The organism is Nocardia sp. NPDC003999, assembly GCF_053604885.1.
Map to the genome: position 1 here is coordinate 47,128 of NZ_JBSGIB010000022.1, position 25,693 is coordinate 72,820.

Consider the following 25,693-nt stretch of genomic DNA (forward strand, 5'->3'; position numbering starts at 1 on the left):
CACCTGTATCGGAGAGGCCTGGTTGGTCGAACCGCGCTGGCGGCGGAGTGGCTTGTGCGCCACCGGGGAAGTTGCTCAGCCACCCGTGAACTCGGGTGGTCTGCGCTCCAGCACGGCCGCGACGGCCTCGCGATGGTCCTCGGTGTGATGCGCGGCGGCCTGCATGGCCGCCGACAGCTCGAGCAGGCTTTCCAAGGTCTGGTGTGTTCCTTCGCGCAGCAGCCGCTTGGTCATTCGCAGCACATGCGGCGGATTGGCGCACACGCGGGCAGCGAGCCGGTGGGCCGCGTCCAAGAGTGCGCCGGGCTCCACCACCTCCGAGACCAACCCCCAGTCGAGTGCGGTGTGCGCGTCGATCGGCTCACCGGTGAACGCCATTTCACAGGCCCTGGCCATGCCGATCGCCCTGGGCAGCAGCCAGGCTCCGCCGTCGCCGGGGACCAGGCCGATCTTCACGAAGCTCTCGGCGAACACGGCGGTGGCAACGGCGATCCGCAGGTCGCACAGCAAGGCCAGGTCGCAACCCGCGCCGATCGCCGGGCCGTTGACGGCGGCGATGGTGGGTATCTCGCAGTGATACAGCGCTCTCGGGATCCGCTGAATCCCGTGACGGTATTCCTGACGTAGCCGCGCCGGTGTGCCGCCGAACATTCCGGCGCGGTCGCGCATGTGCTTGACGTTGCCGCCGGAGGAGAACGCCGAGCCGGCACCGGTGAGGATGGCCGCCCGGAGGCTGTGGTCCCGGTTGGCCGCCGCCACCGCGTCCTCGAGGGCGCTTATGGTGTCCGCTTCGGAGATCGGGTTGCGGGCTCGCGGGTTGTTCAGGGTCCAGACGACCACATCGCCGGTCCGGTCGATCAGGATCGGGTCACTCATCGCGACCTCCGGACGCCGACTCGGACAGGACGATTCGCACATCCACCGGCGTGAGGTCGTGCCCGGACGCGATCACCGGATTGAGATCGAGTTCGGCTATCTCCGGGTGCGCGGCGACGAAATCCCCGATGCGCACGAGGAATCGCGCGAGCCCGTCACGATCGACCGCGGGCAGGTGCCGGTAGCCGTCGAGCATGCGGGAGGCGATGGTCTCCTCGATCATCTCGTGAGCTTCCGATTCGGTGAGGGGGACGGCTCGGAACGCGACATCCCGGACCGCCTCGACCAGCACCCCACCGGAGCCGAAAGCCAGCACCGGCCCGAAGATCGGATCCCGGGTCGCGCCGACGAGCAACTCCACACCAGCGTCGGCCATGGGGGTCACGATCATTCCGTCGATCCTGGCGTCGGGCACCTTCGCGGTCACCGCGTCGACAATGGAGTCGGCGTTCTCGGTCGCGGTGGAGGCCACCACTCCCAGCCGGACGCCACCGACGTCCGACTTGTGGATCACCTGTGCTGAGACGACTTTCAGTGCACACGGTCGCCGGTACGCGGCGACTGCCGGAGCCACCGCATCCACGTCGCGCGCGAAGGTCCACATGCCGACCTCCACTCCCCCGTCGGCCAGCACCCGCCGCGCGGTCGGCTCGTCGAGGATCCCCGAACCCGGGATGGGCGGGGCGGGCGGCGGCAGTGTCAGCGGGGAGCGCCGGGCGCGTTCGGCGATCAGGCGGCCGCGCCGGTACAGAGCCGCCGCCGCTCGCACGGCGTGCTCGATCGAGCCGAGCACCGGTACGCCGCCGGCGCGCAGCCGGTCGTGATTGGCGATATCGAGACCGGCGTAGCAGCTCTGGATCACCAAGGGCACGTTGTATTCGGCCGAAAGCGCGAGCAGGACGCCCGCCGTCGCGTCTTCGCTGTCGCGCAATCCCGCGTCGAAACGCAGGTGGTAGCCACCGAACAGCCCGATGATCAGCACGAGGCCCACCGCGGGATCGCGCATGAGGATCTCGGCGGCTTCGGCGAAGACCATCGGGTCGGTATCGGTGGCGCCGGCCACATCGACGGGGCCCGAGACCGCGGCCGCGGCGCCGAGCACTTTCCGCAATTGTTGCCGGGTGTGCTCCGCGAGCCGCGCGGATTCGATCCCGTACGCGGCCAGGCCGTCCGCCGCCAGCGCGGCGTGTCCACCGCCGTCGCTGAGAATCGCGACCGTGCGCCCCGGGGTGATCGGAGCACACACGGCGAGGGCTCCCGCGACGACCGCGAGTTCGTCGGAGCGATCGACCAGTTCCACCCCGGCTTGGCGCAGGACGGCGGTCGCCACCGCGTCCGAGCCCGCTATCGAGCCGGTATGCGAGGCCGCGGCGCGCCGGCCCTCCTCCGAGCGGCCGCCGCGCAGCAGCACGACGGGCGTGTCCGGCACGGTCCGAGCGGCCGCCACCAGGAACGACCGCCCGTTGGCGAATCCCTCGGAATGGATCGCCACGACACCGGTTTCCGGATGACGGGCGAGTTCGACCAGGCATTCGTCGTAACGGACGTCGGCTTGGTTGCCCAACCCCACGTACGCGTGAAAGCCGGGACCTCTGAGGACGTTGTTGTCGTTCACCAGCGACAACAGCATGTTCCCGCTCTGCGTGATGACGCTGATCGGTCCGCGCGGAACACCCTGCAGCCCCACCAGATTCGCACCCGAAGTGAGGTTGAGCAGGCCGGAGGTGTTGGGACCGATGACGCGAATGCCGGTCTCGTCGATCGCGGCTGCCAGCTCGGCGGCGAGATCGGCGCCGTCCACGCCGATCTCACCGAAACCGTTGGCGAGCACCACTGCTCCGGCGATGCCCGCGGTCGCGCATTCACGCAACGCGCCGGGCACGGCTGCGGCGGGCAGGGCGATCAGCGCGACATCGGCGCCGGGAGGAACCTGATCGAGCGATGCGCAGACATCCAGGCCGAGTATTTGCCCGGCATTGGGATTGACCGGATAGACGGGGTTTTCGTAACCGGCCTCTCGCAGAGCGCGAATGGCCTGGTGACCACGCTTCGCCGGGTCGGAAGACGCACCGACCACCACGACGGAGCGTGGATCCAAGAGACGTTCGAGCGCGGTGCGGACCGAGGCGTCGAGTGTGGGCACGTCACTTCCCTTCGAACACAGGGGTGCGGCGTTCGGCGAACGCCGCGACGCCCTCGGCCCAGTCCCTGGTCGCCATCAACTCCAGGATCTGGCGCGGCTCACCGGCGAGCGCGACTTCCAGGGGATCGTCACGGCGCAGCGCGGCCTTCATCCGCGCCAGCGACAACGGCGCTTTCCCCGCCAATGCGTCGGCGAGTCCGCGCGCAGTATCGAGAAGGACGTCACCGGGCACCGACGCGTAGGCCAATCCCCACTCGAATGCTTGTGTGCCGGTGCAGCGCTCGCCGAGGACGAGCAGATCGGTGGCGCGGCGCAGACCGACCAAACGCGGTAACCGATGGGTGACTCCGCCGCCGACGAACGTCCCGATGCTCACCTCGGGGAAACCGAGCTGCGCGTCCTCGGCCATCACGAGGAAGTCCGCGCTCACCGCCATTTCGGCGCCTGCGCCCAGCGCGTATCCGCCGACGGCGGCGACGACCGGCGTGTCCATTCGCTGGATCTGCTCGCACGCCCGCTGGGCGAGATCGAGGTAGTGCGCTTGCTCGGTGGGCGTGCGGGAGCCGGCGTGGTGCGCCTTCAGGTCGGCGCCGGCACAGAACGCGCGGCCCGCACCGTGCAGCACCACGCAGCGCACCGCCGGATCTGAATCGGCGACCACCAGATGGCCGATCAACGCTTCGTAGAGCTCTTCGCTGACCGCGTTGAGCCGTTCCGGACGGTTCAACGTCAGCGTCGCTGTCGGACCGGACCTGCTCACCAGCACCATGGACATTCGCTCATCTCCTCCTGCTCGGGTCGACGTCACACTATGCCATAACAGTTGCATTCCCATCTCTGAATGCAAATCGATTTGCACCCACGGGGACGCGGGTGTTGCATGACCGACCATCAGTTACCCGGGTCACAGCCCACGGTCCTTGGGAGGCATCGTGCCCACCTCAATTCCCCCTACGCGAAATCTCCAGCACACCATCACCACTCGTCAGCTCACGATGATCGGGATCGGCGGCGTCATCGGCGCCGGGTTGTTCGTCGGCAGCGGCACCGCGATCGCGGCCGCCGGACCCGGCATCGTCCTGGCCTATCTGCTCACCGGCCTGGTCGTGATCCTGGTGATGCGCATGCTGGCCGAACTGGCCACGGCGCGCCCGGAGACCGGTTCGTTCTCGAGTTACGCCTCACGCGAACTCGGGCCATGGGCCGGACTGTCGGTCGGCTGGGTGTACAGCTACCACTGGTCGGTGACGGTCGCTTTCGAGGCCGTCGCCGGTGGCGCGATCGCCAACCAGCTGGCGCCCGCGGTGCCCGCCTGGGCGTTCGCCCTGCTCTTCCTGAGCGCCCTGACCGGAGTGAACTTGGCCGCGGTGAGCTCGTTCGCGCGTTTCGAGTTCTGGTTCGCCTTGATCAAGGTCGCCGCGATCGTCGTCTTCATCGGCGTCGGCATCGCGGCGATCTGCGGCGCGTTCGCCCACTACACGGCACCGGGCACGACGAACCTGCTGGGACGAGGCGGGTTGCTGCCCAACGGATTCACTCCCCTGCTGGCCGCGTCGCTGACGGTCTTCTTCTCCTACTTCGGCACCGAATTGGTCACCATCGCCGCCGGTGAGGCCGACGATCCGGTCAACGCCGTGCGAGCGAGCATGCGCAGCGTCGCCGGGCGCATCCTCGTCTTCTACGTGGGCTCGATCCTGGTCGTCGTGACCTTGTTGCCGTGGGACAGCGCCGAGATCACCGAAAGTCCGTACACCGCGGTCCTGAATCTGCTGGGGATTCCTGGCGCCAGGACCATCATGAACCTGATCGTGCTCACCGCGGTGCTGTCGTGCCTGAACTCGGGGCTCTACTCCGCGTCGCGCATGCTGTTCGCGCTGGCCCAACGCGGAGAGGGGCCGCGACCGCTGGGCCGCGTCACCCGCTCCGGTGTGCCGACGGCCGGGGTTCTCGCCGCCGCGAGCGCCGGATTCCTGGCCGTGGCCGCGAACTACTTCCTGCCCACCGGAGCGGTTTTCAGCTTCCTGCTCAGCTCGTCCGGCGCCGTCGCGGTGGTGGTCTACCTGTGCATCTGCGCCACGTACATCGCCGGCCGACGCAACCGCGCCGCCGTGGAATCCGCCGCGCCGGCCGTACGGATGTGGGGGGCTCCCTATCTGCCGTACCTGGTCTTGGTCACTCTGCTGGGCATCGTGGTGGGGATGGTGTTCGGTTCCGATACCCGAACGCCGCTGGCGCTCACCCTGGTGGTCACGACCCTGGCCGTCGCCGCGGGCCTGCTGCACCAACGTCGCGCCGACCGGGTCGCGGCGATGACGCCGGTGAAATAGCCACCGGCAGAGCAGGATCAGACGCCGTCGGCGGCGTATACGCCGAATTCGCCCAGCAGTCTCTCCTCCTCCAACAAGGTCTCGCGGACCTCACGGCCGAGGAGGTGCGCCACCGCGCCGGACAACGCCTGGACGATCGACGTGAAGGCGGTGATCGAGCGCAGCACGCTCGCGCTCGACGCCTCGACGTAGAAGGTCTCGTGCGCCGCCGCCGCCAGCGGCGAGGCCGGGGTGTCGGTCAGGGCCACGACGTGGGCGCCACGCTGGCGGGCCCACCGCGCCGCACGGACCGTGTCGGAGCTGTAGCGATGGATCGATATCGCCACGAAGCAATCCCCCGCGCGAACACGGCGCAGTTCGTCGGTCAGCGACCCCCTGGTCCCCGTCACGGTCGCCACGTCCTCACGCAACAGACCGAGCAGGTAGCCCAGCAGATAAGCAGGCGCGTGGCACTTGCGCAGGCCCATCACGTGGACGCGGGGCGCGCGCGCCAGCTGGGCGGCCACCGCGTCCCAAGTGGTGTCCGCGATGCCCGCGAAGGAACGCGCGATGTTCGCCTGGTCCAACACCACCTGGCTCTCCCGCAGGCCCGCACCCTGCGCCACCAAGTGTTCGAGATTCTCGAAACGGCGCAGCAACTGCGCCCGCTCCTGCAGCCGCTCCTGACACAGGCGGGCCAAGCCGGGATATCCCTTCAGCCCGAGGCCATTCGCGAACCGCACCACCGTCGCCTCGTTGACGCCGACCGCGCTCGCCAGATCGGACACGGTCATGAACGCCACCGCCTCCGGGTCGGACAGCACGCGCTCGGCCAGCTTCTTGTGCGAGGCCGACAACGAATCCCATCTGGCGCGGATCTCGGTGACCAGATCGTCGAATGTCGCCGGACCCGTCGCCGACTCCGCACTCGCGCCCACCGCGCCTCCTCCACCACTTCGACCACCACGGATTCTTTCCCAATCTATCCGACCGAGCCGAGCGGCCCCCCGGGGTCGGCCCCCGATCCGGGGCGCAGGAAATCGGTCCCGCTGGAGCGCACATCCCGTCCCCACCGCCCGGCTCGCACCGGTTTCGCGGCATTGTCGCGTTCGCCGTCTGATGCACACCACGAACACGACTTCATTGGTGATGCCAATCAAAGGTAGGTATAGTTGGCACCGCCAATGTTAGTGGCGCCAACGAAAGGGGCTCTCATGTCCACGAATACCCTGATCGCCGATCGGATCGAGATCGCCGATCTGTTCGCGCGCCTGGCGCGCCTGCTCGACGAGAAGCGATGGGAGGACGCGGCCACCGTCTTCGCCGACGATGTGGCGATCCACTCGCCCCGCAACGGCGACCTCCAGGGCATCGACAACCTGGTCGGCCTCATGCGACAAGCCGAGGTCGCGGAGGAGCACACCCAGCACGTGACCACCGACCTGTTGGTGGACGTCCACGGCGACCAGGCTGCCGCCTCGGCGAACTCGCTCGTGTACTTCTTCCGTGAAGGCCGAGCACCCCATCGAACGAGCGGCCTGCGCATGGCCTGCACCGTCGTACGGACGCAGGCGGGCTGGCGACTCAGGGAGTCGCGGACCACACTTGCCTGGATGCACGAGGAGTGATCTCTCCCCACCCCGCCGGCTCGGCCCGGCGGGCTCCGGATCGTTACCGCGTAACCGGATCAGGACGCGGTCAGCTCGGCGGCGAAGAGCTCGCGCACCCGCTGCCAGGAATCCTCGGCGGCTTGCTTGTCATACACCTCACGGCCGGGGAAGAAGAAGGCGTGCCGAGCCTCGGGATACACCACCACGTCGTGCCGGACACCCGCCGCCGACAACGCCGCACCGATCCGCTCCCGCTGATCGGCATCGATGATGTGATCCTGCCCGCCGAAGAACAGCGCCAGCCGAGCGGTGATACCAGGCGTCGCCGCCGACAGCGGATCCGGAACGCTCAACGCCATACCCGAGTCGGGCACCCATCCCGGGTAGTAGATGGCGGCGGCGCGCAGCGGCAGCCGGGTCGCCGCGAAATAGGTGACGTGGCCACCGAGGCTGAAGCCCAGCATGCCGACCCGGTCACCGGCCCCGGCATGCTCGCGGGCATGGTCGGCGGCGGCGCGCAGGTCCGCCTCGACACCGTCGCGGGTCAATCGGCCCAGCAGTTCGAACGCGCGGGCCCGGTTGGCATCGCTCTCCTCGAACCCGGCAGAGGTCTCGGGACCGCTGCGGTGGTACAGATTCGGCGCGATCGCCACATATCCCAGGGCGGCGACATCGCGCACGACGGCCCGGACCTCATCGGTCAACCCCCACAACTCGGCTCCGACCAGGACGAGCGGGTAGTCGCCCGCCCCCTCCGGCCGGGCGAGATAAGCCGCCATGGGTGTCGCGTCATCCTGGGGGATTTCGATCTGCTCGGCCGTGATCTCGTATCTCACGAGGCCACTCTAACCGCTTCGGATCTCCACCGCGCCAGAGGAAATCGCGCACCGGCTCTCCGGAATCACGGGCACTGCGCCAGGACGCCCAGCGGACCGCACCCGGACGGCGGATCCGGCCCGACATCCTCAACTGCGCCGGGATCGTCGGCGACCGCTTATCCGATGCGTCGCGGCGCCCGCCCCGGACCGCGAGAGCCCCGACTCGAGCGGCGAGGGTTCGCGCCGCACACCGTCACAGGTGGCAAGTCGTCCGGTTGCGGCGAGGTCGCTGCTGCGCCTGTAATGAGCGCGAGCACCCGCTGAGGCGGGGTGATACCCAGGTGGACGGCGTGGCGGTCCGCCGACCGCGAGGAGTGCACGATGACAACCGGATACGTGTGGAACACCCTCTACGGGTGGGCCGACACCGGCAGCGGCAGTTTGTTCCCGTCCGACGTCACGGTCGGTCTCCAGCCGATCGGCCATCACCTCGCGCATCCCGACACCAAACGACGCTTCCACGAATTGGTCTCGGTGTCCGGACTGCTGGACGAGTTGCACTCGATCAAGGCGGAACCGGCCGACGAGGCCGACATCTTGCGGGTGCACACCACGCAACATCTGGAGCGCATCAAGACCGAGAGTCTGCAGCCGAAGGGCGGGGATGCCGGCGACGGCGTCTCGTCCTTCGGCAAGGGCGGATACGAGATCGCCGCGCTTTCGGCGGGCGGTGCGATCGCACTCGTGAAACATGTGCTGGCCGGGACGGTCGACCATGGTTACGCGCTGGTCAATCCGCCTGGGCACCACGCTACCCGCGCTACCAGCATGGGCTTCTGCGTCTTCAACAACATCTCCATTGCCGCCGCCTACGCGAAAGACGTACTCGGCGTGCGACGCGTCGCCGTCGTCGACTGGGACGTCCACCACGGCAACGGCACGCAGGACATCTGGTATGAGGATCCGTCGGTCCTGACCATCTCGATCCACCAGCATCTGTGTTTCCCACCGGATTCCGGCTACCGGGAGGAGCGCGGCACGGGCGACGGACACGGCTACGCGATCAACGTGCCGCTCCCGCCGGGTAGTGGAGACGCCGCGTATCTCCATGCGATCGACCGAGTCGTCGAACCCGCGCTGCACGCCTTCGCGCCCGAGCTGATCATCGTCGCGTCCGGTTTCGACGCGAGCATCCTCGATCCGCTGGCTCGGCAGATGGTCACCAGCGGCGGCTTCCGGCACCTGACCCGCCGGATGCTGGACATCGCCGCCGCGACCTCCGCGGGCCGGATCGCCTTCGTGCAAGAAGGCGGCTACAGCCCGCACTATGTTCCGTTCTGCGGGCTGGCGGTGCTCCGCGAACTGCTGGGCGAACCGTTCGTGGACGACCCGTACACACCGATCGTCACAACGCAAGGCGGCGACGTCCTCCTCGACCACGAGGCGGCCGCGATCGAAGCGGCCGCCGCCTTGGTCGCCGATCTCTGACCCCAGTCGGCCCATGGCGACACCTGCTGTCCGGCGCAGATTCAGAACGGCTCGGCGGGACGCGGTTTCGTCGAACCGCCGCACCGGGATTCGCTGGACAATCGCTACCGGTGACGACGACAACTGCGCCTCCGCTGGAGACATCGTTCAGTTCGCGGCGAACGCTTCGCCACGAATCCACTTCAGCAGGGTCGGATTGTCCACGGTGGTGATGACGCTGACCTCGTGCCCGGCATCGAGCGCCTGGCCGGTGAGCAGACGGCCGGTGGGACCATTGGCTCCGAACACCGTGATGCGCATGGCAACTGTTCCTTCCCGAGCACGACACGCACTGACAATCGGTTCGGAAGGCCGTGCACACCCGAGTGGCGCCTATCGCCCGTGCCCGAAAGGCTTCGGTCACGGCCACGGCGACGATCTCGACCGTCACGACCAACCGAGCGACCACAAGACGCCGGTGACGGCGCCCGCGTGACAGGTACGGACGCGTGACATGTGTCACCTGAAGGGGCGACACCGGTTGGACCAGGTCCAGCGCCTGGCGCATCGGTCGGTCTCGGCTCGGAGTCACCTATGCCGAGGAGGCGAGGACGCCCGGGTTCACACCGTGCCGGCGTGGACCAGGTGCGGCACCGAATTCGCAGGCCGGGCGGCGGCTCCGACGCCATACGCGCTCAACAACTCTGTCGCAGTACGGTCTTCGATCCGTGTGAAGCCGAAGGACAGCAACGCATCGCGGATCTCCTCCGCGGTGAAGAAGCTGAGCCATGGCTCACCGACCGCGGCGACGCGATCCGCGCGTGCCTGCCTGTCGTCGGCCGCGACGTCATGCGGCGCCGAGGAGGGCGGGTACAGATAGTCGAAGACCACCTCCGCGGCGGCGCCGTGACCGGCGATGTAGCGCAGTGTGTCATCGATCGATGCCCTGGTCAGGTACATGACAACACCCAGCCAGACGAACAACGCGTCGCTGCTGCGGTCCAGACCGGCCGCGGCCAATCCGGCGGCGAGCGTGGACTCTTCGAAGTCGATCGGGGCGAACGTCAGCGATGGCGGGACGGCGATTTCGGCCTCGGCAAGCCTGCGCCGCTTCCATTGCTGGGTGTCGGGATGATCGACCTCGAAGAATCGCACGTTCTCGTGGGCATTGCGGTAGGCGCTGGTGTCCAGCCCCGCACCGAGGACGACTACTTGGTTCGTCCCCCGGGCCACCGCGGCCGCCACCACGTCATCGGCGAAGCGGCTGCGCGCCGCGATGAACAAGCGCCGTCGACGAGCCAGATCCTGGTCGATCCCTCGCTCGAATTCGCTGGCGCCTATGGCTGCTTCGCCGACGATCCGCACAGCCAGCGGATCCGTGAACACCCGCGGCTCGTCGGCGATTTGATGGTGGGCCCTCGCTCGCGCTACGGCCATGGCGGTTCTACTCGGTTCCCCGACCTGCATTCCGCCACCCTACCGATCGGACCGGATCACCCACACACCAGACGGTGACCGTCGCCGCTTGACGCATCACCACCTGAATGAGAGCATTGCTCTCAAGAAAGAGCGGTTATCACTGGAGGTAGTTGTGCTCGGCGCGGTCAAAGCGGCCAATCTCGGCCTGATGTTCTTGTTGGAGTTGAGCGTGCTGGGGAGCGCCGGATATTGGGGTTTCACCGTGAATGCGCAGTGGCCGATCAAGATCGTGGCGGGCATCGGCGCACCCCTGCTGCTCGCGGTGCTGTGGGGACTGTTCGCCGCAGGCGGCGGAACCAATGCCACGTACCCTTTACACGGTTTCGCTCGAATGCTGTTCGAATTGGCCTGGTTCGGCACCGGCGCATTGGCGCTGTACGGCGCCGCGTCACTCACCCCGGCCGCGATCCTGTTCGCCTGCTACCTCGTCAACGGCGTGCTGCGCGTGGCATGGAACCAGGGGTGACGCGGCACCGACGCAGCTCCACGCCGAGAAGCCCGCCGAAGACCAGTTCCCCGCGGAGAACGGCGATTCGAATCCCGAGCGCGAGCCGGTCGTCCCATTCCGTGCTCCCGGTCGCGCGGCCCGCAGTCGGGCGCGCTGTCCACGATGGTTCACCGATCCCGGCCGCCGCTGGTGAGTAATGCCGCGCCGCAACTCTATTCGATGAGAGGATCCTCGACGACGGTGTCCAGGTGCGTCGACAGGTCGTCGACCAAGCGACCGAGCAGGCGAACGAGGTCGCGCTGATCGGACTCCGACCATCCGGACAGGGCCTGGTCGAACCATCCGTCGATGACTCGCAGATAACGGCCGATCAGCTTCTCCCCGGCCGGAGTGAGGGTAATCAATCGGGCGCGTTGGTCGTCCGGGTCCGGGACACGCTGCACCAAGCGGCGCCGTTCGAGACCGTTGAGCTGGCGCGTGACGTGCGGCCCGGCCACCTGCATCCGGGCCGCTATCTCCCCTACCCGCAACGGTCGCCCCGCGGATTCCAGGATCACGAGTATTGTGACCGCGGGCCGCTCCAGGGTGATTCCGGCTGCCGCCGTGGCTGTTTCGAACAACTGCCCACGACCCAGCGTGTTGCTCAGCTGCGTCATGCGCGGCAGCAGCCCCTTCAGCGCGTCGTTGTCGCCGCTCATTTCCCACCTTGTTCAGATACCTAAGTTAGGTATATAGTACTCGGCATCCCACCCCTCGACAGCGACGACGTGCGGTCGAAAAATAGATACCTAAGGTAGGTAGATGAAAATGCAGACATCAACGGACATCCTGATCGTCGGCGCGGGCCCGACCGGTCTGGCCCTCGCGATCGACCTGGCCCGCCGAGGCGTCGGTTACCGCATCGTCGACCGCGCCGCCGGACCCAGCACGGCGTCGCGCGCCAAGACGATCCAGCCCCGGGCCTTGGAGGTCGCCGACGACCTCGGCGTGATCGATCGAGTGTTGGAGCTGGGGCGGGTGCATGTGCCGACCCGGCACTACGACCGTGACCGCGTGATCTCCGAGGCCGTGGAGGCCGCGCTGGGCGTACGCGATCCAGGGGTGCCGTACCCGCCGGTGTGGTTGTCACAGCCGCTGTTCGAGCAGATCTTGCGCGATCGGCTCGCCGAACTCGGCGGCCGGGTCGAGTGGGGAGCCGAGGTGACGGCCGTCGCGCAGACAGCTGACGCCGTGGAGGTGACCGTGTCCACGACCACCGGTGATCGGCGAATGCGCGCCCTCTACGTCGTCGGTTGCGACGGTGGGCGCAGCGTGGTCCGGGAGCGGATCGGCGCCACACTCGCCGGGGTGTCCTATGGCGACCACCGCTGGTGGCTCGGCGATGTGCGGATCGAGGGCTTGGACAATCGCTGCCAGCACGTGTGGATGAGCCCCGAGCACGGGATCCTCTCGCTGTTCCCGCTGCCCAGCACCGATGTCTGGCAATTCCAGGCGTCCATTCCCGCCGATGACCCCGATCCTGCCGCGCCGACGCTCGACCTGTTCCGGCGCCTGTTCGCCGAGCATTCCGGACTGGGAGAGGTCCGCATCGAGGATGCCGGTTGGTTGTCGCTCTACCGGATCAATGTCTGCCTGGCCGACCGTTACCGGGTCGGGCGGGTCTTCCTCGCCGGGGATGCCGCGCATATCCACTCCCCCGCCGGTGGGCAGGGCATGAACACCGGCATCCAGGACGCCTACAACCTCGGCTGGAAACTCGCCGCCGTTCTCGACGGGGACGATGAAAGCCTGTTGGACACTTATGAACTCGAACGCCGCGCGGTCGCGCGGGCCGTCCTCGACGACAGCACCGACCGTATGCACGCACTCATGCGCTCCGCGGGCAACGGCGACGGAGCGTCGGCCGTCCGCAGGCTCACCGACGATTTCACCACCGGGCTCACCGTCGCCTACCCCGACAGTCCGCTCACCGGCCCCGGCCCGAGGACCGGCCGCGTTCGCGCCGGTGACCGCGCTCCCGACGCCGTCGGTATCGAGGCCTCGTCCGGTCGCGAAGTCCGGGTGTTCGATCTGCTGCGCGGTCCCCATTGGACCCTGCTCACCTTCGACCAGGGCAACGCTCCCGACCGGACCGAAGCCCGCGGCACCGCAGCGACGCGAACGATCCGGATCACCACCGACACAGCCGCTACCGGGGCCGACACTCTGATCGATGGAGACGGCAGTGTCCACCGCAACTACGAGATCACCGGTGACACCGCGGTACTCATTCGTCCCGACGGCTACATCGCAGCCGTGTTCCGCGACGAACCCACGGTCGCGGGACGGCGGCACCGCTCGGCCGACATCGGAGAGGACGTGCGGCCGGGCGTGGAGAACCAGGACTCGACGCGATCGGCATAGGGGGGATGACAGAGCAAACCCGTCCTGAGCGGCCCGCTCCCATCGCGGGTCGAGGCGGTTAGCCTGAGCGGGTGGGACCGATCGGGCTCGAGCATGACACCGGGTGGGATTTTCGCCGTTCGGCCGGTGACGCGCCGGTGGGCGGCACGGCGATGATCGGGTATCGCGCTCATGGGGCCGGCGGGTTGGACCTCCGGGTCACCGCGCTACCGGCGGTCACGGTGCTGATCGAGTTCGGGGAGAACGAACTGATCGTCGACAGCACGGCGGGCCGGCAGGCACTCAGCGGCTTCGTCTCCGGGTTTCCGCACGGGACGATGCGGGTGCGCACCGAGCGGGCCGAATGCATCGAGGCGCGCTTGTCGCCGCCGCAGTTCTATTCGTTGTCGACTATCGATCCGGTCGATCTGGGCCGCACGGTCGTCGGCTTGGACGATCTGTGGGGTCGCGGGGCGCTGTTGCTGCGTGAGCGGCTCGCCGGTGCCGCGACATGGGAGGAGCGTTTCGCGCTGACGAATTCGTTTCTGCGGCAGTGCGCCGACCCGACCCGGACCCCGGACCCGGAAGTCGTCGCCAGTTGGCGACGCATCGTCGCGAGCCGAGGGCAGGTCTCGGTCGGCGAACTCGCCGGATCCTGCGGATGGAGCCGCAAACGGCTGTGGTCCAGGTTCGAAGCCCAGATCGGACTGACCCCGAAGCGGGCCGCGATGCTGGTCCGGTTCCGGCACGCGGTCGAAGGCCTGCTGACGGGCCTTCCTGCCGCCGACGTCGCGGCGACCTGCGGCTACACCGACCAGTCCCACCTCTGCCGGGACGTGTCGAGCTTCGCGGAGATCACGCCGGGTGCGCTGACGGCGGAGCCGCTCACCGCCATCTCGAAACACCGCTACCGAGTGTGGGGAACATTCTTCCGGTGAACGGCTTCAGCTCTCGCTACCCTGTCGCCACGCACCAGGGGCAGGGCTCCGAGAGCTGAAGACGCGCCCCGTCAAGCGACCAGCATCTCGCTCGACACCTGCCACAGCCGGGCCGCGGCATCGGGGTCGAGCGCGTACTCGGCGACTCCGTTGCGTGCGCTGAGAACGCCGATCTCGGCTTCGTTGCAGTCCTCGAAGTAACGCCCCCCGACACCGGCGAGCAAGGGCGACGCCGCGACCAGAACCGAGGTGGCCGCACCCTGCTGCGGCGTCTTCCACATCATCCGCGCCCCACCCGCGGCCGCGCGGAGCCGTTCGAGTTCCTCGTCGGACACGTGGCGTTGCAGGTTGGTGCGGATCCCGCCGGGCATCAGCGCGTTGACCGTGATGCCGTCCGCGGCCCACTGCCGGGTCGCTTCCACGGCGAACAGCACGTTGGCCGTCTTGGACTGGCCGTAGGCCGACCACGGATCGTAGGGCCTGCGTTCGAAGTGGATGTCGTCGAACACGACCGGTGAACGGTGATGCGCGCTCGAACTCACCGAAACGACGCGCGCGGCGCCCGCCGCGGCCAGCGCTGGACGCAGGCCGGTGGCCAGCGCGAAGTGACCGAGGTGGTTGGTCGCGAACTGCATTTCCCAGCCCTGCGGCGTGCGCGTCAGCGGCGAGGCCATCACGCCCGCGTTGTTGATCAGCATGTGCAGCGGCCCTTCCCAACCGGCCACGAACGCCGCGACGGACGCTTGATCGGCGAGATCGAGCGCGGCGACGCGCACCCGGTCGTTACCGGTGGTGCCGAGGATGTCGGCCGCCGTGCGCTCGCCGGCCGCGAGATCGCGGACGGCGAGGGTCACCTCGGCCCCGGCGCCGGCCAGTGCCCGTGCGGTCTCGACACCGATCCCGGAGGCGCCGCCGGTGACGATGGCGCGCCGCCCGGCGAGGTCGATGCCTGCTAGCACCTCCGCCGCGGTCGATTCGGCGGTGAACGGGGTGGTGATGCGATCGGTCATGACGTGTCCCATCTCGGTAGACTCGAACCGGAGGAGGCTCCGGTACTCACAATAACCGGAGGACCCTCCACTTTGTTCCCGGGAGGATTGATGACGAACGCACGCCCGCTGCGCGCCGACGCGCAACGCAACCGAGACCGGCTGCTCGAGGTCGCCACGCGCGCGTTCTCCCACGACGGACCGGACGTCACGCTCGAAGCCATCGCCAAGGAAGCGGGCGTCGGCATCGGCACGCTCTACCGTCACTTCCCCACCCGCGAGGCCCTCGTCGACGCCGCCTACCGCAGCGAACTCGCCCGGCTGTGCGACTCGGCCGACGACCTGTCGGCCGCACTTCCACCGGACCGGGCGTTGCGCACCTGGATGGACCGCTTCGTCGACTACACGACCACCAAGCGTGGGATGGGCGACGCCCTGCGCGCCGTCATCGCCTCCGGCGGCAATCCGTTCTCCGAAAGCCGCGACCGTCTGACCGCCGCAGTCGCCACCCTGCTGCGAGCCGGAGCGTCGGCCGGAACGCTCCGGGCGGACGTCGAACCCGAAGACATACTCGTCGGCCTCAGCGGCATATCGCTCGCCACCGAGAGCCCGGAACGCCGGGAACAGGCCGGGCGGCTGCTCGACCTGTTCGTCGACGGATTACGTTCCAGCACTTGAGTTCCCGGCATTTCACCGACCTCGCACCGTGCGCAGATCCCGGGCCGCGACGGTGTGTGCGGTACCTCAGCACCGTCTCGCCGAGCATCACGACGGCCGCGCCAGCGGCAACGAGCTCTCGATACTGGTGAGCGTCACGATCAACGCGCCGACCCACAGCACCGCGGCGACGACCGCGAGCGGGCGGATCCGGTCGGCGAAATGCCCGGAATCCGGTGCACCGGCGACAGCGCCGAAAATCGCACCCCGCGCGGCGTGGTCACGGTGGCCGCGAGCGCTGCACCGCGTGCTCGGTGTGGATTTCCGCTGAACGAGCCGGTGGGCCCGACTCCGGCGCGCGTCGTCGACATCATCTGGCCGCCAACCCGTCCATGTCCGGGCGCTCGCCGAGCCCTCGCCGATGCGGCGGGGCGCGATTCGATCCGAGCGGGCCCTTCGCGCCGGCGGGTGCCGACAGACCTATTGGGGCAGGCGGAGGGCCGATTCCGCGCATTCGACGCCCGATCACTCCCGACGGGAACGATCGCGTCGCCCATTTCGATCCGGCTGACTGTAATGCTGGCCGCACCGGGGTGGGCGTGGTTTCCTCTGACCCGATCATCCGGTTCGAGCGAAAGGCCCTGGTATGTCCGCCGATCACACAGCCGGCATCGCATCCGCTCCGCAGGTGGTCGGGTCAGGCGGTCACGTCGGCGCGCCGAGCACCGTGATGGCGGGCAATGCCGGGCTCCACTCGACGGTCGACCCCGTCGCACAGGCGGCATAACCCGTTCTCGTGACCAGAGGACTCGTGCCCACAGAACTCCTGTCCGGCAAAGAATCGGTTACGGTCGAAAAGGAGCGCGAATTCGGTCGTGCGGCGATTCGCTTTCCGCGCGCCGCCGGAAATCGAACCCGCAGTGTCCACGACTTTTCGCCGGCTCGCGCGGCTGTACACGGACAGGTACCGACCGGTCTTCGGCTGACGATGGGAATCCCGTGAATTTATGGAGCTATATCCGGGGGCGGGGCGAAGTCCTGGCGTTCCTGACCTATCAACACGCCTCCCTGGCGTTCCAAACCGTGCTGGTCGGAACCGTGGTCGCCGTCCTCATCGCGGTGGCGGTCTATCGGCTGCCGCTGCTGTCCGCGCTCTCGCTGACCACCAGCCGCGTCGCGCTGACGATTCCTTCGCTGGCACTGCTGGCGATCCTGCTGGTCCCGTTCGGGCTGGGGGTGGTCCCGTCGTTCGTGATGCTGGCGTTCTTCGCGGCGTTGCCGGTGGTCGGCAACGCGATCGTGGGGTTGCGGTCGGTGCCGGCCTCGGTCGTCGAATCCGCCCGTGGGATCGGCTTCTCGCGCCGGCGCATTCTGCTGACCGTCGAATTGCCGATCGCCTGGCCGGTGATTCTCACCGGTATCAGGGTGTCCACCCAGATGATCGTCGGGGTCGCCGCCATCGTGGCCTACGTCCTCGGACCTGGCCTCGGATCGCTGATCTTCAACGGACTCTCCCGCCTCGGCGGCGCGAACTCCCTGGAGATGGCGCTCACCGGAACCATCCTCATCGTCATCATCGCGCTGGTGTTCGACGCACTCCTCGTCCTGCTCGGACGCCTCACGATCGCAAAGGGACTGTCATGACCGACGATGTGACCACCGGGCCCGCTCCCGCGCCGACGCAACGCGCGGTGACCGGCGCGTCCATCACACTGGACTCGGTCGTCAAGCGCTACAAAGGCCAGGACAAGCCTGCGGTGCGGCGCCTCGACCTCGAGATCGAGGCGGGAGACATCGTCGCGTTCGTCGGCCCGTCCGGGTGCGGCAAGACGACCACTTTGAAGATGATCAACCGCTTGATCGAGCCGACCGAGGGCCGCATCTTCATCGGCGGCCGCGATGTCACCAGGGAGGACCCGGACAAGCTCCGGCAATCGATCGGATACGTCATCCAGTCCGGCGGCCTGTTCCCGCACTGGAGCGTCGCCAGGAACGTCGGCGCCATCCCCCGGGTGCTCGGGTGGGACAGGAAGCGGATCGCCGAACGCACCGAGTACCTGCTCGATCTGGTCGGTCTGGATCCCGCCGCCTTCGCCGACCGGCTGCCGAAGGACATGTCCGGCGGACAGCAGCAGCGGGTCGGCGTAGCGCGTGCGCTCGCCGCCGATCCGCCGGTGCTGCTCATGGACGAGCCGTTCGGCGCGGTCGATCCGATCACCCGGGTTCGCCTGCAGGACAGCTTGATCGCGATCCAGCAGGAACTCGGCAAGACCATCGTGATCGTCACCCACGACTTCGAAGAGGCCACCAAGCTCGGCGACAAGGTGCTCATCCTGTCCGAAGGCGGCCAGGTCGAGCAGTACGCGAGCCCGGAGGAGATCCTCACCGATCCGGCCACACCGTTCGTGGAGGAGTTCGTCGGGTCCGGCGCGAAGCTGGCCTATCTGACCGTGTCGCGGGTGCGCGACGTCGCCTACGACGACGTGATCACCGCGCGGATCGGCGAGTCGGCGCAGGGCGTGATCGACCGCGCCGAGGCCGCCGGACAGACCTGGGTCGTCGTCGTCGACGAGGCCGGGCGGCCCCGGTCGTGGCCTTCGCTCACCGAACTGGCGACCAAACCGGAGGTCTCCGACTACCTGGATCGGCGGTTGCCCGTGGTCGCACGATCCTCGACGCTCAACGACGCGCTCGACGCCATGCTCGCCACCAGCCAAGGCGCCGCCCTGGTCACCGACGGCCGCGGCGCGGTCCTCGGCTCGCTCAGCATCGACACGGTCACCGACGTGATCCGGACCAAACTCGCCGAAGGCCGCGCCGACGCGGAGGACCTCTCCTACGTCACCTACGTCGACGGAACCGATCCGGCGCCCACGCCGGTGGTCGCCGCCGACGAGGAACCCGGATCGGACGAGCCGTCATGAGCCGTCTGCGCCGCCTGCCGATCGACGTGTGGTTCGAACCGATCGTCATCCTCGTCATCGCTGTCGGATATGTCCTCTGGTACCGGTCGACGACATTCACCGCGACCGAGCAGGCGTCCCTCGGCTGGGACAACCTGCAGACCACGATCGTCCAGCACATCGAGCTGACCGTAGTGGCCACGGTGATCGTGGTGGTCGTCGCGATTCCGCTCGGCATCGCGCTGACCCGCCCGGCGCTGCGGCGGCTCGAGCCCATCGCGGTCAATATCGCCAATATCGGCCAGGCCGCGCCCGCGGTCGGGCTGCTCGTGCTGTTCACCTTCTGGCTGGGCACGGGATTCCGCACGGCGATCGTCGGTCTCGTCGTGTACGCGGTGCTGCCCATCCTGCAGAACACGATCGTCGGGCTCCGGCAAGTCGATCAGCGCACCATCGAGGCGTCCCGCGGCATCGGCTATTCCGCCGCGCGCACGCTGTTGCAGGTCGAACTGCCGCTCGCGGTCCCGGTGATTCTGAACGGGGTGCGCACGGCGTTGGTGATCCTCGTGGGCACCGCGACGTTGAGCACGTTCATCGGCGCGACCAGCCTCGGCACGCTGATCACCACCGGCGTCACCCTCTTCCTGCCCAAACTGCTGGTCTCCGGCGCGATTCTGGTCGGACTCCTGGCGTTGATCATCGACTGGCTCGGCCGACTGGTGGAACTGGCCGCGACCCCACGAGGTATCTCATGAGGTCGCCACGAGCCCGGCTGGTCGCCCTGCTCTGCGCACTCGTCGTATCGGCGGCGGCGCTCGCCGGGTGCGGTCTGGTGAGCTCCTCGGGAACCTTCCACGACGCGCGCCTGCCCGGCGGCGACCGGCCGCTGGACGGCGCCGAGCTGGTCGTCACCTCCAAAAGCTTCACCGAGGGCGTGCTGCTGGGCAAGATCACCGCGACCTACCTGGCCGCGGCGGGCGCGAAGGTCACCGACCTGACCGGGGCGCCGGGCTCGGCCTCGTCCCGGCAGGCTCAGCTGGGCGGCGACGCCGATGTGCTCTGGGAGTACACCGGCACCGGCTGGGTCAACTACCACAACCGGACCGAGACGATCTCCGACCCGACCGAACTCTGGCAGCGCGTGCACGACATCGAGAAGCGCGACCACGATCTGGAGTGGCTGCCGCCGGCGAACTTCAACGACACGTACGCCTTCGGCGCGTCGACCCCGACCGCCGAACGCCTGCGCGTGAAGTCGCTGTCCGACGTGGCCGCGCTCCCCGTGCCCGACCGTACGTTCTGCGTCGACGACGAATTCTTCAGCCGCTCCGACGGTTTCATTCCGATGCTGCAGAAATACGGTATCCCCTACAACGATCCGAACGGTGTCCCCTCCGGCAACGTCACGCGGATGGACGCCGGTGTCGTCTACACGGCCACGGCCAAGAGCGCCCCGTGCAATTTCGGCATGATCTACACCACCGACGGCCGGGTCAAGAACCTGAACCTGGTGGTCCTCGATGACGACCGGAAGTTCTTCCTGCCCTACAGCGGCACCGCAGTCGTGCGCGGCGCGATCATCGATCGGTACCCGCAATTGCGCGCGCTGCTCGCAACCATCTCCGAGCACCTCACCGACGAGCTGATGCAGGATCTCAACGGCCGGGTCGACATCGACGGCGAAGACCCCGCCGACGTCGCCTACGACTGGCTGAAGAGCGCGAGGCTGGTCGAGTAGGGCCGGCACGATTTCGGCCGCCGCGACATGCCCGGAATGGACCTCGCCCTTCGGACAGTTGCCATGCACATGACCGAGTTCGACAAGGACAGACTGGCTTCCGACACCGACGCGCTGGACGGCTTCAACCGCGGCATCGTGGAAGAGTTCCGCGCCAACGGCGGCGAGGTCGGCGGCTTACCGGGCGGCAGACTACTGCTGCTCCACACGACGGGCGCGAAGTCGGGCGCGCCCCGGCTGTCACCGCTGGCGTATGTGACCGTCGACGGGCGGATGCTGGTCGTCGGTTCCTACCTCGGCTCGCCCAAGGATCCGGCGTGGGTGCACAACCTGCGTACCGACGCGCGTGCCCGAGTCGAGGTCGGCACCGATGCCTACGCCGTGATCGCTCGTGAGTTGCCGCGCGACGAACGCGACCGGTATTTCGAGCGAGTCGTCGAGCTGGCACCCGTTCTCGCGGAGTACCAGGCGAAGACCGAACGCGTCATTCCGCTGTTCGAACTCACCCGCCTCTGACCCCCTCCACCTACAACCTATAGCGCACCCAGGGGCTTGCGGCAAGACCCGGGTGGTGCCGCAGAATCGCTGGCTGCGGCGTTACTGCTCGATGTGATCAGGCGAGCAGCGGCGTCCGCGCGGGATCGTCGAGCCGCGAAACGGAGGGGCCTGTGTCAACTCAGGGGTACGAGGACGAATTGCGGTCCGAGCGGAGCTACGTGGCCGGGCTCTACACGCGGCTCGACGCCGAGCGCGCGCGAGCGAGGCGCGGATACACCGCGGCTCTGCGCGGGAACGGCGGAACGCCGATGGAACGGGATGTCGAGGTGCGCACGCTGGCCAGGGAGGTGAAGCGGCTGGACGTAGCGGACAACGGGCTGTGTTTCGGGCGATTGGACGCCTTGTCGGGCGAACGTTCCTACATCGGCCGGATCGGCCTGTTCGACGCGCAGAACGAGTACGAACCGCTGTTGCTCGACTGGCGGGCCCCCGCGGCGCGCGCGTTCTACGTCGCCACCGCCGCCAGCCCGGAGAACATGCGCAGGCGCAGGCAGTTCCACACCCGCGGGCGCCGAGTGGTCGATTTCACCGACGAGGTCCTCGGCCGCCCCGGCGGCGCCGAGCGCGGCGACGCGGCGCTGCTCGCGGCGGTCGACGCGCCGCGTGGCGAGGGGATGCGCGACATCGTGGCGACGATCCAGGCCGAACAGGACGAGATCATCCGGCTCGACCACCCGGGCGTGCTGGTGATCGAGGGTGGCCCCGGCACCGGCAAGACCGTCGTGGCGCTGCACCGCGTCGCGTATCTGCTCTACACCCAGCGGGAGCGGATGGAACGCCACGGCGTGCTCGTGGTCGGCCCCAATCCGGCGTTCCTGAACCACATCGGCCGCGTTCTGCCGTCGCTGGGCGAGACGAACGTCGTGTTCACGACCACCGGCGACCTGGTGCCCGGCCTGCACGTCACCGCGGAGGACGACCCGGACGCCGCCCGGCACAAAGGGTCGCTGCGGATCCTGGACGTGCTCGCGGCGGCCGTAGCCGATCGGCAGCGGGTGCCGGAGCATCCGCTGTCGATCGAGTTGTCCGACGTCACCGTGCGAATCGACGCCGAAACCGCGGAGTGGGGCCGGGAGGAGGCGCGGGCGAGCGGGCTACCGCACAACGAAGCTCGCGCCGTGTTCACCGAGATCGTCACCTGGGTGCTCACCGAGCGGGCGATCGCCCGCATCGGCCGGGGCTGGCTGACCCGCGACGACCGCGAAGCATGGGAGAACCTGCGGTCGGACCTGCGCGCGGAACTCGCGGACAACGACCGGTTCACCGCCGCGCTCGACGAACTCTGGCCGATCCTGGCGCCGGAGACGCTGTTGGCGGAGCTGTACGAATCCCCGGAACGGCTGGCAGCGGCGGGCGCCGACCCGGCCCTCTTGCGCCGCAGAGGCGATGCCTGGACGGTGTCGGACGTGCCGCTGCTCGATGAATTGGTCGATCTACTCGGCCGTGTGAAGCGGGACGACGACGCCGAGCGGGAACAGCAGGCCCAGGCCGAGTACGCGGCGGGTGTGCTGGATATTCTGGTCAGCCGCGAGGACATGATGGACGACGAGGACCACTTGTTCGCCCAGGACCTGCTCTACGCGGAGGATTTGGCGGATCGCTTCCTCGAGCGCGACAGCCGGGAACTCGCCGAACGCGCGGCGGCGGACCGGGACTGGACCTACCGGCACGTCGTGGTGGACGAAGCCCAGGAACTGTCCGAAATGGATTGGCGGGTGCTGATGCGGCGCTGCCCCGGGCGGTCTTTCACGATCGTCGGCGATCTCGCCCAACGCCGGGCGGCCGCCGGAGCGACCTCGTGGGGCGCGATGCTGGATCGGTACGTACCGGGCCGGTGGGTCTACCGATCGCTGACGGTGAACTACCGCACCCCGGCGGAGATCATGACCGTCGCCGCCGAGCTGCTCGCCACGTTCGCACCCGGCGTCCAGCCACCGGAGTCGGTTCGCGCATGCGGCGTACGGCCGTGGTCCAGGCAGGTCGCCGCCGACGAAATGGGTTCCGCCATAGACGAATTCGTCCGCGACGAAGCCTCCCGCGAAGGCACAAGCGTCGTGATCGGGCCACCGGACGTGCCGGGCGCGGTGGCGGCGGCGGAGACCAAGGGTTTGGAATACGACGCCGTCCTGGTCGTGGAGCCGGAACGAATTCTGGCCGACGGCCCGCGCGGCGCGGCCGAACTCTACGTCGCCCTCACCCGCGCCACCCAACGTCTCGGCGTGCTGCACCAGGGGCCACTGCCGCAGGCGCTGACCGGCCTCGCCGAAACCTCGACGCCCGTCGGGGCCGGAGACCGCCGGCGCGATCAGCCTTCCGGGTAGAAGACGAACAGCGTGCAGCCGGTAGCAGTCCCTGGCACGTGCCACGATCCGGCCGGGGCGTGCAGGAACGTCCCGGCCGGGTAGTCGCGCGCGCCGTCGTTGAAGGTGCCCGCGACCACGTAGACCTCCTCGGGGCCGGGCTCGTGGACGTCGCGGCGCGGCCACGACGTACCCGCGTCCATCTCCAGCACGTTGGCGCTCGCACCGGACGGCCCGGTCCAGAGGTGCCGTACCCGGATTCCGGGAAACAGCTCCCGAGCCGGAGATTCCGCGACGGACACAGCGGTGTAGCCCTCCTGGGCGAGGATTTCGGAATGCATGGCTTTCACGGTGCCGCGCGGAAGCAGGCCGAGAAAGTGTCCAGTCGGACACCACCGGGTACATTCTTGCCATGCATCGCGTGGTGGCCCTGGTGCGGCCGGTGCAGTCGACATTCGAGCTGGGCTGCGCCGCGGAGGTATTCGGCACACAGCGGGCCGGGGTGCCGCACTACTACGAGTTCGAGGTGTGCGCGGAGACGCCAGGACCGGTACCGACATCGGCCGGGTACACGCTGGAGGTGTCGCAGGGCCTTTCGGCGCTCGCTTCCGCGGACACCGTGCTCATCCCGGGCTGGGCGCCGGTGGAGGCGCCACTCTCGGCCCCCGTGCGCCACGCGCTGCTGCGGGCGCACGCCCGTGGGGCGCGGCTCGTGACGATCTGCTCCGGAGTGTTCGCGCTCGCCCGCACGGGCTTGCTGGACGGACGCTCGGCGACGACGCACTGGGCGCGCGCCGCACAGTTGGCGCGGGAGTTCCCGGAAGTTCGGGTGGAACCGGACGTGCTCTATGTGGACCACGGCGATGTCGCCACGAGCGCCGGAGCGGGCGCGGGCATCGACCTGTGCCTGCACCTCGTCCGGAAGGACCACGGGGCCGCGCATGCCACCCTCGTCGCGCGGCACATGGTGATGTCGCCGCACCGCGAGGGCGGCCAAGCACAGTACGCCCCGCCCGCACCACCCACGGACGCGCTCGACGGCCTGCTCGAGTGGGCAGGCGCGCGGCTCGGGACAGCGCTGTCGGTTGGCGATCTGGCCGCGTACCTCAGCGTCTCGCCGCGCACGCTGGCCCGGCGTTTCGCCGATCAGCTCGGCACGAGCCCGGGGGCATGGCTGCTGTCGCGCCGGGTGGCCGAGGCGCGCACCCTCCTGGAGGAGACGAACCTGCCGGTGGAGGCGATCGCGGCACGGGTCGGCCTGACCTCCGCGGTCAACCTGCGCCGCCGCTTCCGCGCCCAGGTCGGCACGACCCCGGGCGCCTACCGGCGAGCGTTCCGCGGCTCGGGAATACGGATGTGACAGGGAAAGTCACCGAGGCGACCGCTCATCCGCGGGCAGTCGGCAACCCACGGTCGCGGTGATCGTCATCGACCGGGCATCGGCGAACACCGACAGCTCGGTGTTGCTGTCCCACTCGGCCCCATCCGAGCCTTCGAACGTGACGTACCGGTCCGGCGACGATGCCGCGCTCGGCAGCATGTCCGTCGCACCCACGGACGCGGCCAGCGCTCGGGCCGTTTCCTGGAACCCGGGCCAGGCTCCTGCGGGCAGGGAACCGTCGGCGCGATAGCGCGGCAGGACGACACGCCTGCCGCCGGTGTGCGCATAGGGCCCATAGCAAGGTCCCACGGCGCGGTCCTCGCTTCGGATCCACCGCAGCGCCGGTTCGATCGCCGAGGCGGCGTTCGCGATCTCCTCGACGACCGACGCCATCCGCTGCTCGGCCACCTCCGAAGCCGGCAGTCCGGCCAATTCCGCTGCTGCGGCGGCGATCTCCTCGGGCGAAGGCGGCGGGGCGGGCTCACCGAGCAAGGTCGCGCATCCGCCCGTCCAAGCCGCGACCGCGAGCACGGCGGACCAGCGCAGCGCTACGGTCGGCCATCGCGGTCCGGTCATCGTCTCCCACGCTTCCCGCGGCCGCACGGATCGCGAGTCCGCCTCCCGCGCAATTCTATTCGTGGCGGGTGATACGGGAGCGACAACATGGCGCGGCGACGAACGCGACCGGTGTCGCGGCCGC

The 25,693-nt window shown here is 68.7% G+C and carries 25 protein-coding genes; 14 read left to right on the forward strand and 11 right to left on the reverse strand.

Translation table 11 applies throughout. From position 1 onward, the window contains the following. Positions 1 to 75: 75 nt before the first annotated feature. From ACWESM_RS30430 to ACWESM_RS30440, 3 genes are read right to left on the reverse strand one after another with little or no spacing between them, the layout of a single operon-like run. Positions 76 to 876 carry a crotonase/enoyl-CoA hydratase family protein gene (locus ACWESM_RS30430; protein WP_356968431.1) on the reverse strand — a complete coding sequence of 267 codons (801 nt, stop codon included), beginning with the start codon at positions 874 to 876 and terminating at the stop codon, positions 76 to 78. Further along, positions 869 to 3,019, reverse strand: coding sequence for an acetate--CoA ligase family protein (locus tag ACWESM_RS30435; RefSeq protein WP_452494707.1), 2,151 nt, complete (start codon positions 3,017 to 3,019; stop codon positions 869 to 871). Before ACWESM_RS30435 ends, ACWESM_RS30430 begins: the two co-directional genes overlap by 8 nt. A gap of 1 nt (position 3,020) precedes the next feature. Further along, positions 3,021 to 3,794 (reverse strand): enoyl-CoA hydratase/isomerase family protein, encoded by a 774-nt coding sequence (locus ACWESM_RS30440; RefSeq protein ID WP_355079333.1) that lies wholly within the window; start codon positions 3,792 to 3,794, stop codon positions 3,021 to 3,023. 157 nt (positions 3,795 to 3,951) lie between these two features. Here ACWESM_RS30440 and ACWESM_RS30445 point away from each other — a divergent pair, with 157 nt between their 5' ends. Further along, positions 3,952 to 5,346 carry an amino acid permease gene (locus ACWESM_RS30445; protein WP_379255888.1) on the forward strand — a complete coding sequence of 465 codons (1,395 nt, stop codon included), beginning with the start codon at positions 3,952 to 3,954 and terminating at the stop codon, positions 5,344 to 5,346. Between the two features lie 17 nt (positions 5,347 to 5,363). On the opposite strand, the gene ACWESM_RS30450 is transcribed toward ACWESM_RS30445, so the two are convergent. Beyond that, positions 5,364 to 6,263: a MurR/RpiR family transcriptional regulator gene (locus ACWESM_RS30450; protein ID WP_364435466.1), complete on the reverse strand. Its 900-nt coding sequence runs from the start codon at positions 6,261 to 6,263 to the stop codon at positions 5,364 to 5,366. Between the two features lie 276 nt (positions 6,264 to 6,539). On the opposite strand from ACWESM_RS30450, the gene ACWESM_RS30455 reads away from it, so the two are divergent. Continuing rightward, positions 6,540 to 6,953, forward strand: a complete 414-nt coding sequence (locus tag ACWESM_RS30455; RefSeq protein WP_355079339.1) for a nuclear transport factor 2 family protein — start codon at positions 6,540 to 6,542, stop codon at positions 6,951 to 6,953. 59 nt (positions 6,954 to 7,012) lie between these two features. On the opposite strand, the gene ACWESM_RS30460 is transcribed toward ACWESM_RS30455, so the two are convergent. Next, complete coding sequence (locus tag ACWESM_RS30460) at positions 7,013 to 7,771, reverse strand: dienelactone hydrolase family protein (protein ID WP_452494710.1); 759 nt, start codon at positions 7,769 to 7,771, stop codon at positions 7,013 to 7,015. A gap of 363 nt (positions 7,772 to 8,134) precedes the next feature. Here ACWESM_RS30460 and ACWESM_RS30465 point away from each other — a divergent pair, with 363 nt between their 5' ends. Beyond that, positions 8,135 to 9,241 carry a class II histone deacetylase gene (locus tag ACWESM_RS30465; protein ID WP_452494712.1) on the forward strand — a complete coding sequence of 369 codons (1,107 nt, stop codon included), beginning with the start codon at positions 8,135 to 8,137 and terminating at the stop codon, positions 9,239 to 9,241. 147 nt (positions 9,242 to 9,388) lie between these two features. Here the strand turns inward: ACWESM_RS30465 and ACWESM_RS30470 are convergent, their stop codons facing one another. Together ACWESM_RS30470 and ACWESM_RS30475 are read right to left on the reverse strand one after the other, a co-directional pair. Continuing rightward, complete coding sequence (locus tag ACWESM_RS30470; protein WP_355079345.1) at positions 9,389 to 9,541, reverse strand: hypothetical protein; 153 nt, start codon at positions 9,539 to 9,541, stop codon at positions 9,389 to 9,391. Positions 9,542 to 9,841: 300 nt separating this feature from the next. Then, complete coding sequence (locus ACWESM_RS30475) at positions 9,842 to 10,657, reverse strand: class I SAM-dependent methyltransferase (RefSeq protein ID WP_379255893.1); 816 nt, start codon at positions 10,655 to 10,657, stop codon at positions 9,842 to 9,844. An 88-nt stretch (positions 10,658 to 10,745) separates the two neighbouring features. On the opposite strand from ACWESM_RS30475, the gene ACWESM_RS30480 reads away from it, so the two are divergent. Then, positions 10,746 to 11,165, forward strand: a complete 420-nt coding sequence (locus ACWESM_RS30480; RefSeq protein ID WP_364435451.1) for a YrdB family protein — start codon at positions 10,746 to 10,748, stop codon at positions 11,163 to 11,165. A gap of 194 nt (positions 11,166 to 11,359) precedes the next feature. On the opposite strand, the gene ACWESM_RS30485 is transcribed toward ACWESM_RS30480, so the two are convergent. Continuing rightward, the gene (locus tag ACWESM_RS30485; protein WP_364435448.1) at positions 11,360 to 11,845 is read right to left on the reverse strand and encodes a MarR family winged helix-turn-helix transcriptional regulator; all 486 of its coding nucleotides are present in this window, start codon (positions 11,843 to 11,845) and stop codon (positions 11,360 to 11,362) included. Positions 11,846 to 11,954: 109 nt separating this feature from the next. Here ACWESM_RS30485 and ACWESM_RS30490 point away from each other — a divergent pair, with 109 nt between their 5' ends. Then, positions 11,955 to 13,550 carry an FAD-dependent monooxygenase gene (locus ACWESM_RS30490; protein ID WP_452494715.1) on the forward strand — a complete coding sequence of 532 codons (1,596 nt, stop codon included), beginning with the start codon at positions 11,955 to 11,957 and terminating at the stop codon, positions 13,548 to 13,550. Between the two features lie 71 nt (positions 13,551 to 13,621). After that, positions 13,622 to 14,467, forward strand: a complete 846-nt coding sequence (locus ACWESM_RS30495; RefSeq protein ID WP_364435442.1) for a helix-turn-helix domain-containing protein — start codon at positions 13,622 to 13,624, stop codon at positions 14,465 to 14,467. Between the two features lie 71 nt (positions 14,468 to 14,538). On the opposite strand, the gene ACWESM_RS30500 is transcribed toward ACWESM_RS30495, so the two are convergent. Then, positions 14,539 to 15,477 (reverse strand): SDR family NAD(P)-dependent oxidoreductase, encoded by a 939-nt coding sequence (locus tag ACWESM_RS30500; protein ID WP_364435439.1) that lies wholly within the window; start codon positions 15,475 to 15,477, stop codon positions 14,539 to 14,541. A 90-nt stretch (positions 15,478 to 15,567) separates the two neighbouring features. On the opposite strand from ACWESM_RS30500, the gene ACWESM_RS30505 reads away from it, so the two are divergent. The 7 genes from ACWESM_RS30505 to helR all read left to right on the forward strand — a co-directional run bounded on the left by ACWESM_RS30505 (position 15,568) and on the right by helR (position 23,633). After that, positions 15,568 to 16,134 (forward strand): TetR/AcrR family transcriptional regulator, encoded by a 567-nt coding sequence (locus ACWESM_RS30505; RefSeq protein ID WP_364435437.1) that lies wholly within the window; start codon positions 15,568 to 15,570, stop codon positions 16,132 to 16,134. A 978-nt stretch (positions 16,135 to 17,112) separates the two neighbouring features. Next, complete coding sequence (locus tag ACWESM_RS30510) at positions 17,113 to 17,757, forward strand: ABC transporter permease (protein WP_355079357.1); 645 nt, start codon at positions 17,113 to 17,115, stop codon at positions 17,755 to 17,757. Further along, entirely contained in the window at positions 17,754 to 19,037 is a 1,284-nt protein-coding gene (locus ACWESM_RS30515; protein WP_452494719.1) for an ATP-binding cassette domain-containing protein, read from the forward strand. Before ACWESM_RS30510 ends, ACWESM_RS30515 begins: the two co-directional genes overlap by 4 nt. After that, positions 19,034 to 19,771 (forward strand): ABC transporter permease, encoded by a 738-nt coding sequence (locus ACWESM_RS30520; RefSeq protein WP_355079361.1) that lies wholly within the window; start codon positions 19,034 to 19,036, stop codon positions 19,769 to 19,771. Before ACWESM_RS30515 ends, ACWESM_RS30520 begins: the two co-directional genes overlap by 4 nt. Further along, positions 19,768 to 20,754 carry a glycine betaine ABC transporter substrate-binding protein gene (locus ACWESM_RS30525; protein ID WP_355079363.1) on the forward strand — a complete coding sequence of 329 codons (987 nt, stop codon included), beginning with the start codon at positions 19,768 to 19,770 and terminating at the stop codon, positions 20,752 to 20,754. Before ACWESM_RS30520 ends, ACWESM_RS30525 begins: the two co-directional genes overlap by 4 nt. Positions 20,755 to 20,823: 69 nt before the next feature. Further along, complete coding sequence (locus tag ACWESM_RS30530; RefSeq protein ID WP_452494721.1) at positions 20,824 to 21,270, forward strand: nitroreductase/quinone reductase family protein; 447 nt, start codon at positions 20,824 to 20,826, stop codon at positions 21,268 to 21,270. Between the two features lie 152 nt (positions 21,271 to 21,422). Then, entirely contained in the window at positions 21,423 to 23,633 is a 2,211-nt protein-coding gene (helR, locus tag ACWESM_RS30535; protein WP_452494723.1) for an RNA polymerase recycling motor ATPase HelR, read from the forward strand. On the opposite strand, the gene ACWESM_RS30540 is transcribed toward helR, so the two are convergent. After that, the gene (locus tag ACWESM_RS30540; RefSeq protein WP_355079368.1) at positions 23,618 to 23,953 is read right to left on the reverse strand and encodes a cupin domain-containing protein; all 336 of its coding nucleotides are present in this window, start codon (positions 23,951 to 23,953) and stop codon (positions 23,618 to 23,620) included. The two genes, helR and ACWESM_RS30540, sit on opposite strands and share 16 nt — an antisense overlap. Before the next feature lie 71 nt (positions 23,954 to 24,024). Between ACWESM_RS30540 and ACWESM_RS30545 the strand changes: the two genes are divergently transcribed. Then, positions 24,025 to 24,972 carry a GlxA family transcriptional regulator gene (locus tag ACWESM_RS30545; RefSeq protein WP_364435419.1) on the forward strand — a complete coding sequence of 316 codons (948 nt, stop codon included), beginning with the start codon at positions 24,025 to 24,027 and terminating at the stop codon, positions 24,970 to 24,972. Positions 24,973 to 24,981: 9 nt separating this feature from the next. Here ACWESM_RS30545 and ACWESM_RS30550 read toward each other — a convergent pair whose 3' ends face one another. After that, a complete protein-coding gene (locus tag ACWESM_RS30550; protein ID WP_397276644.1) occupies positions 24,982 to 25,569 on the reverse strand; it encodes an LppA family lipoprotein in 588 nt (195 codons plus the stop codon). Positions 25,570 to 25,693: the final 124 nt, after the last annotated feature.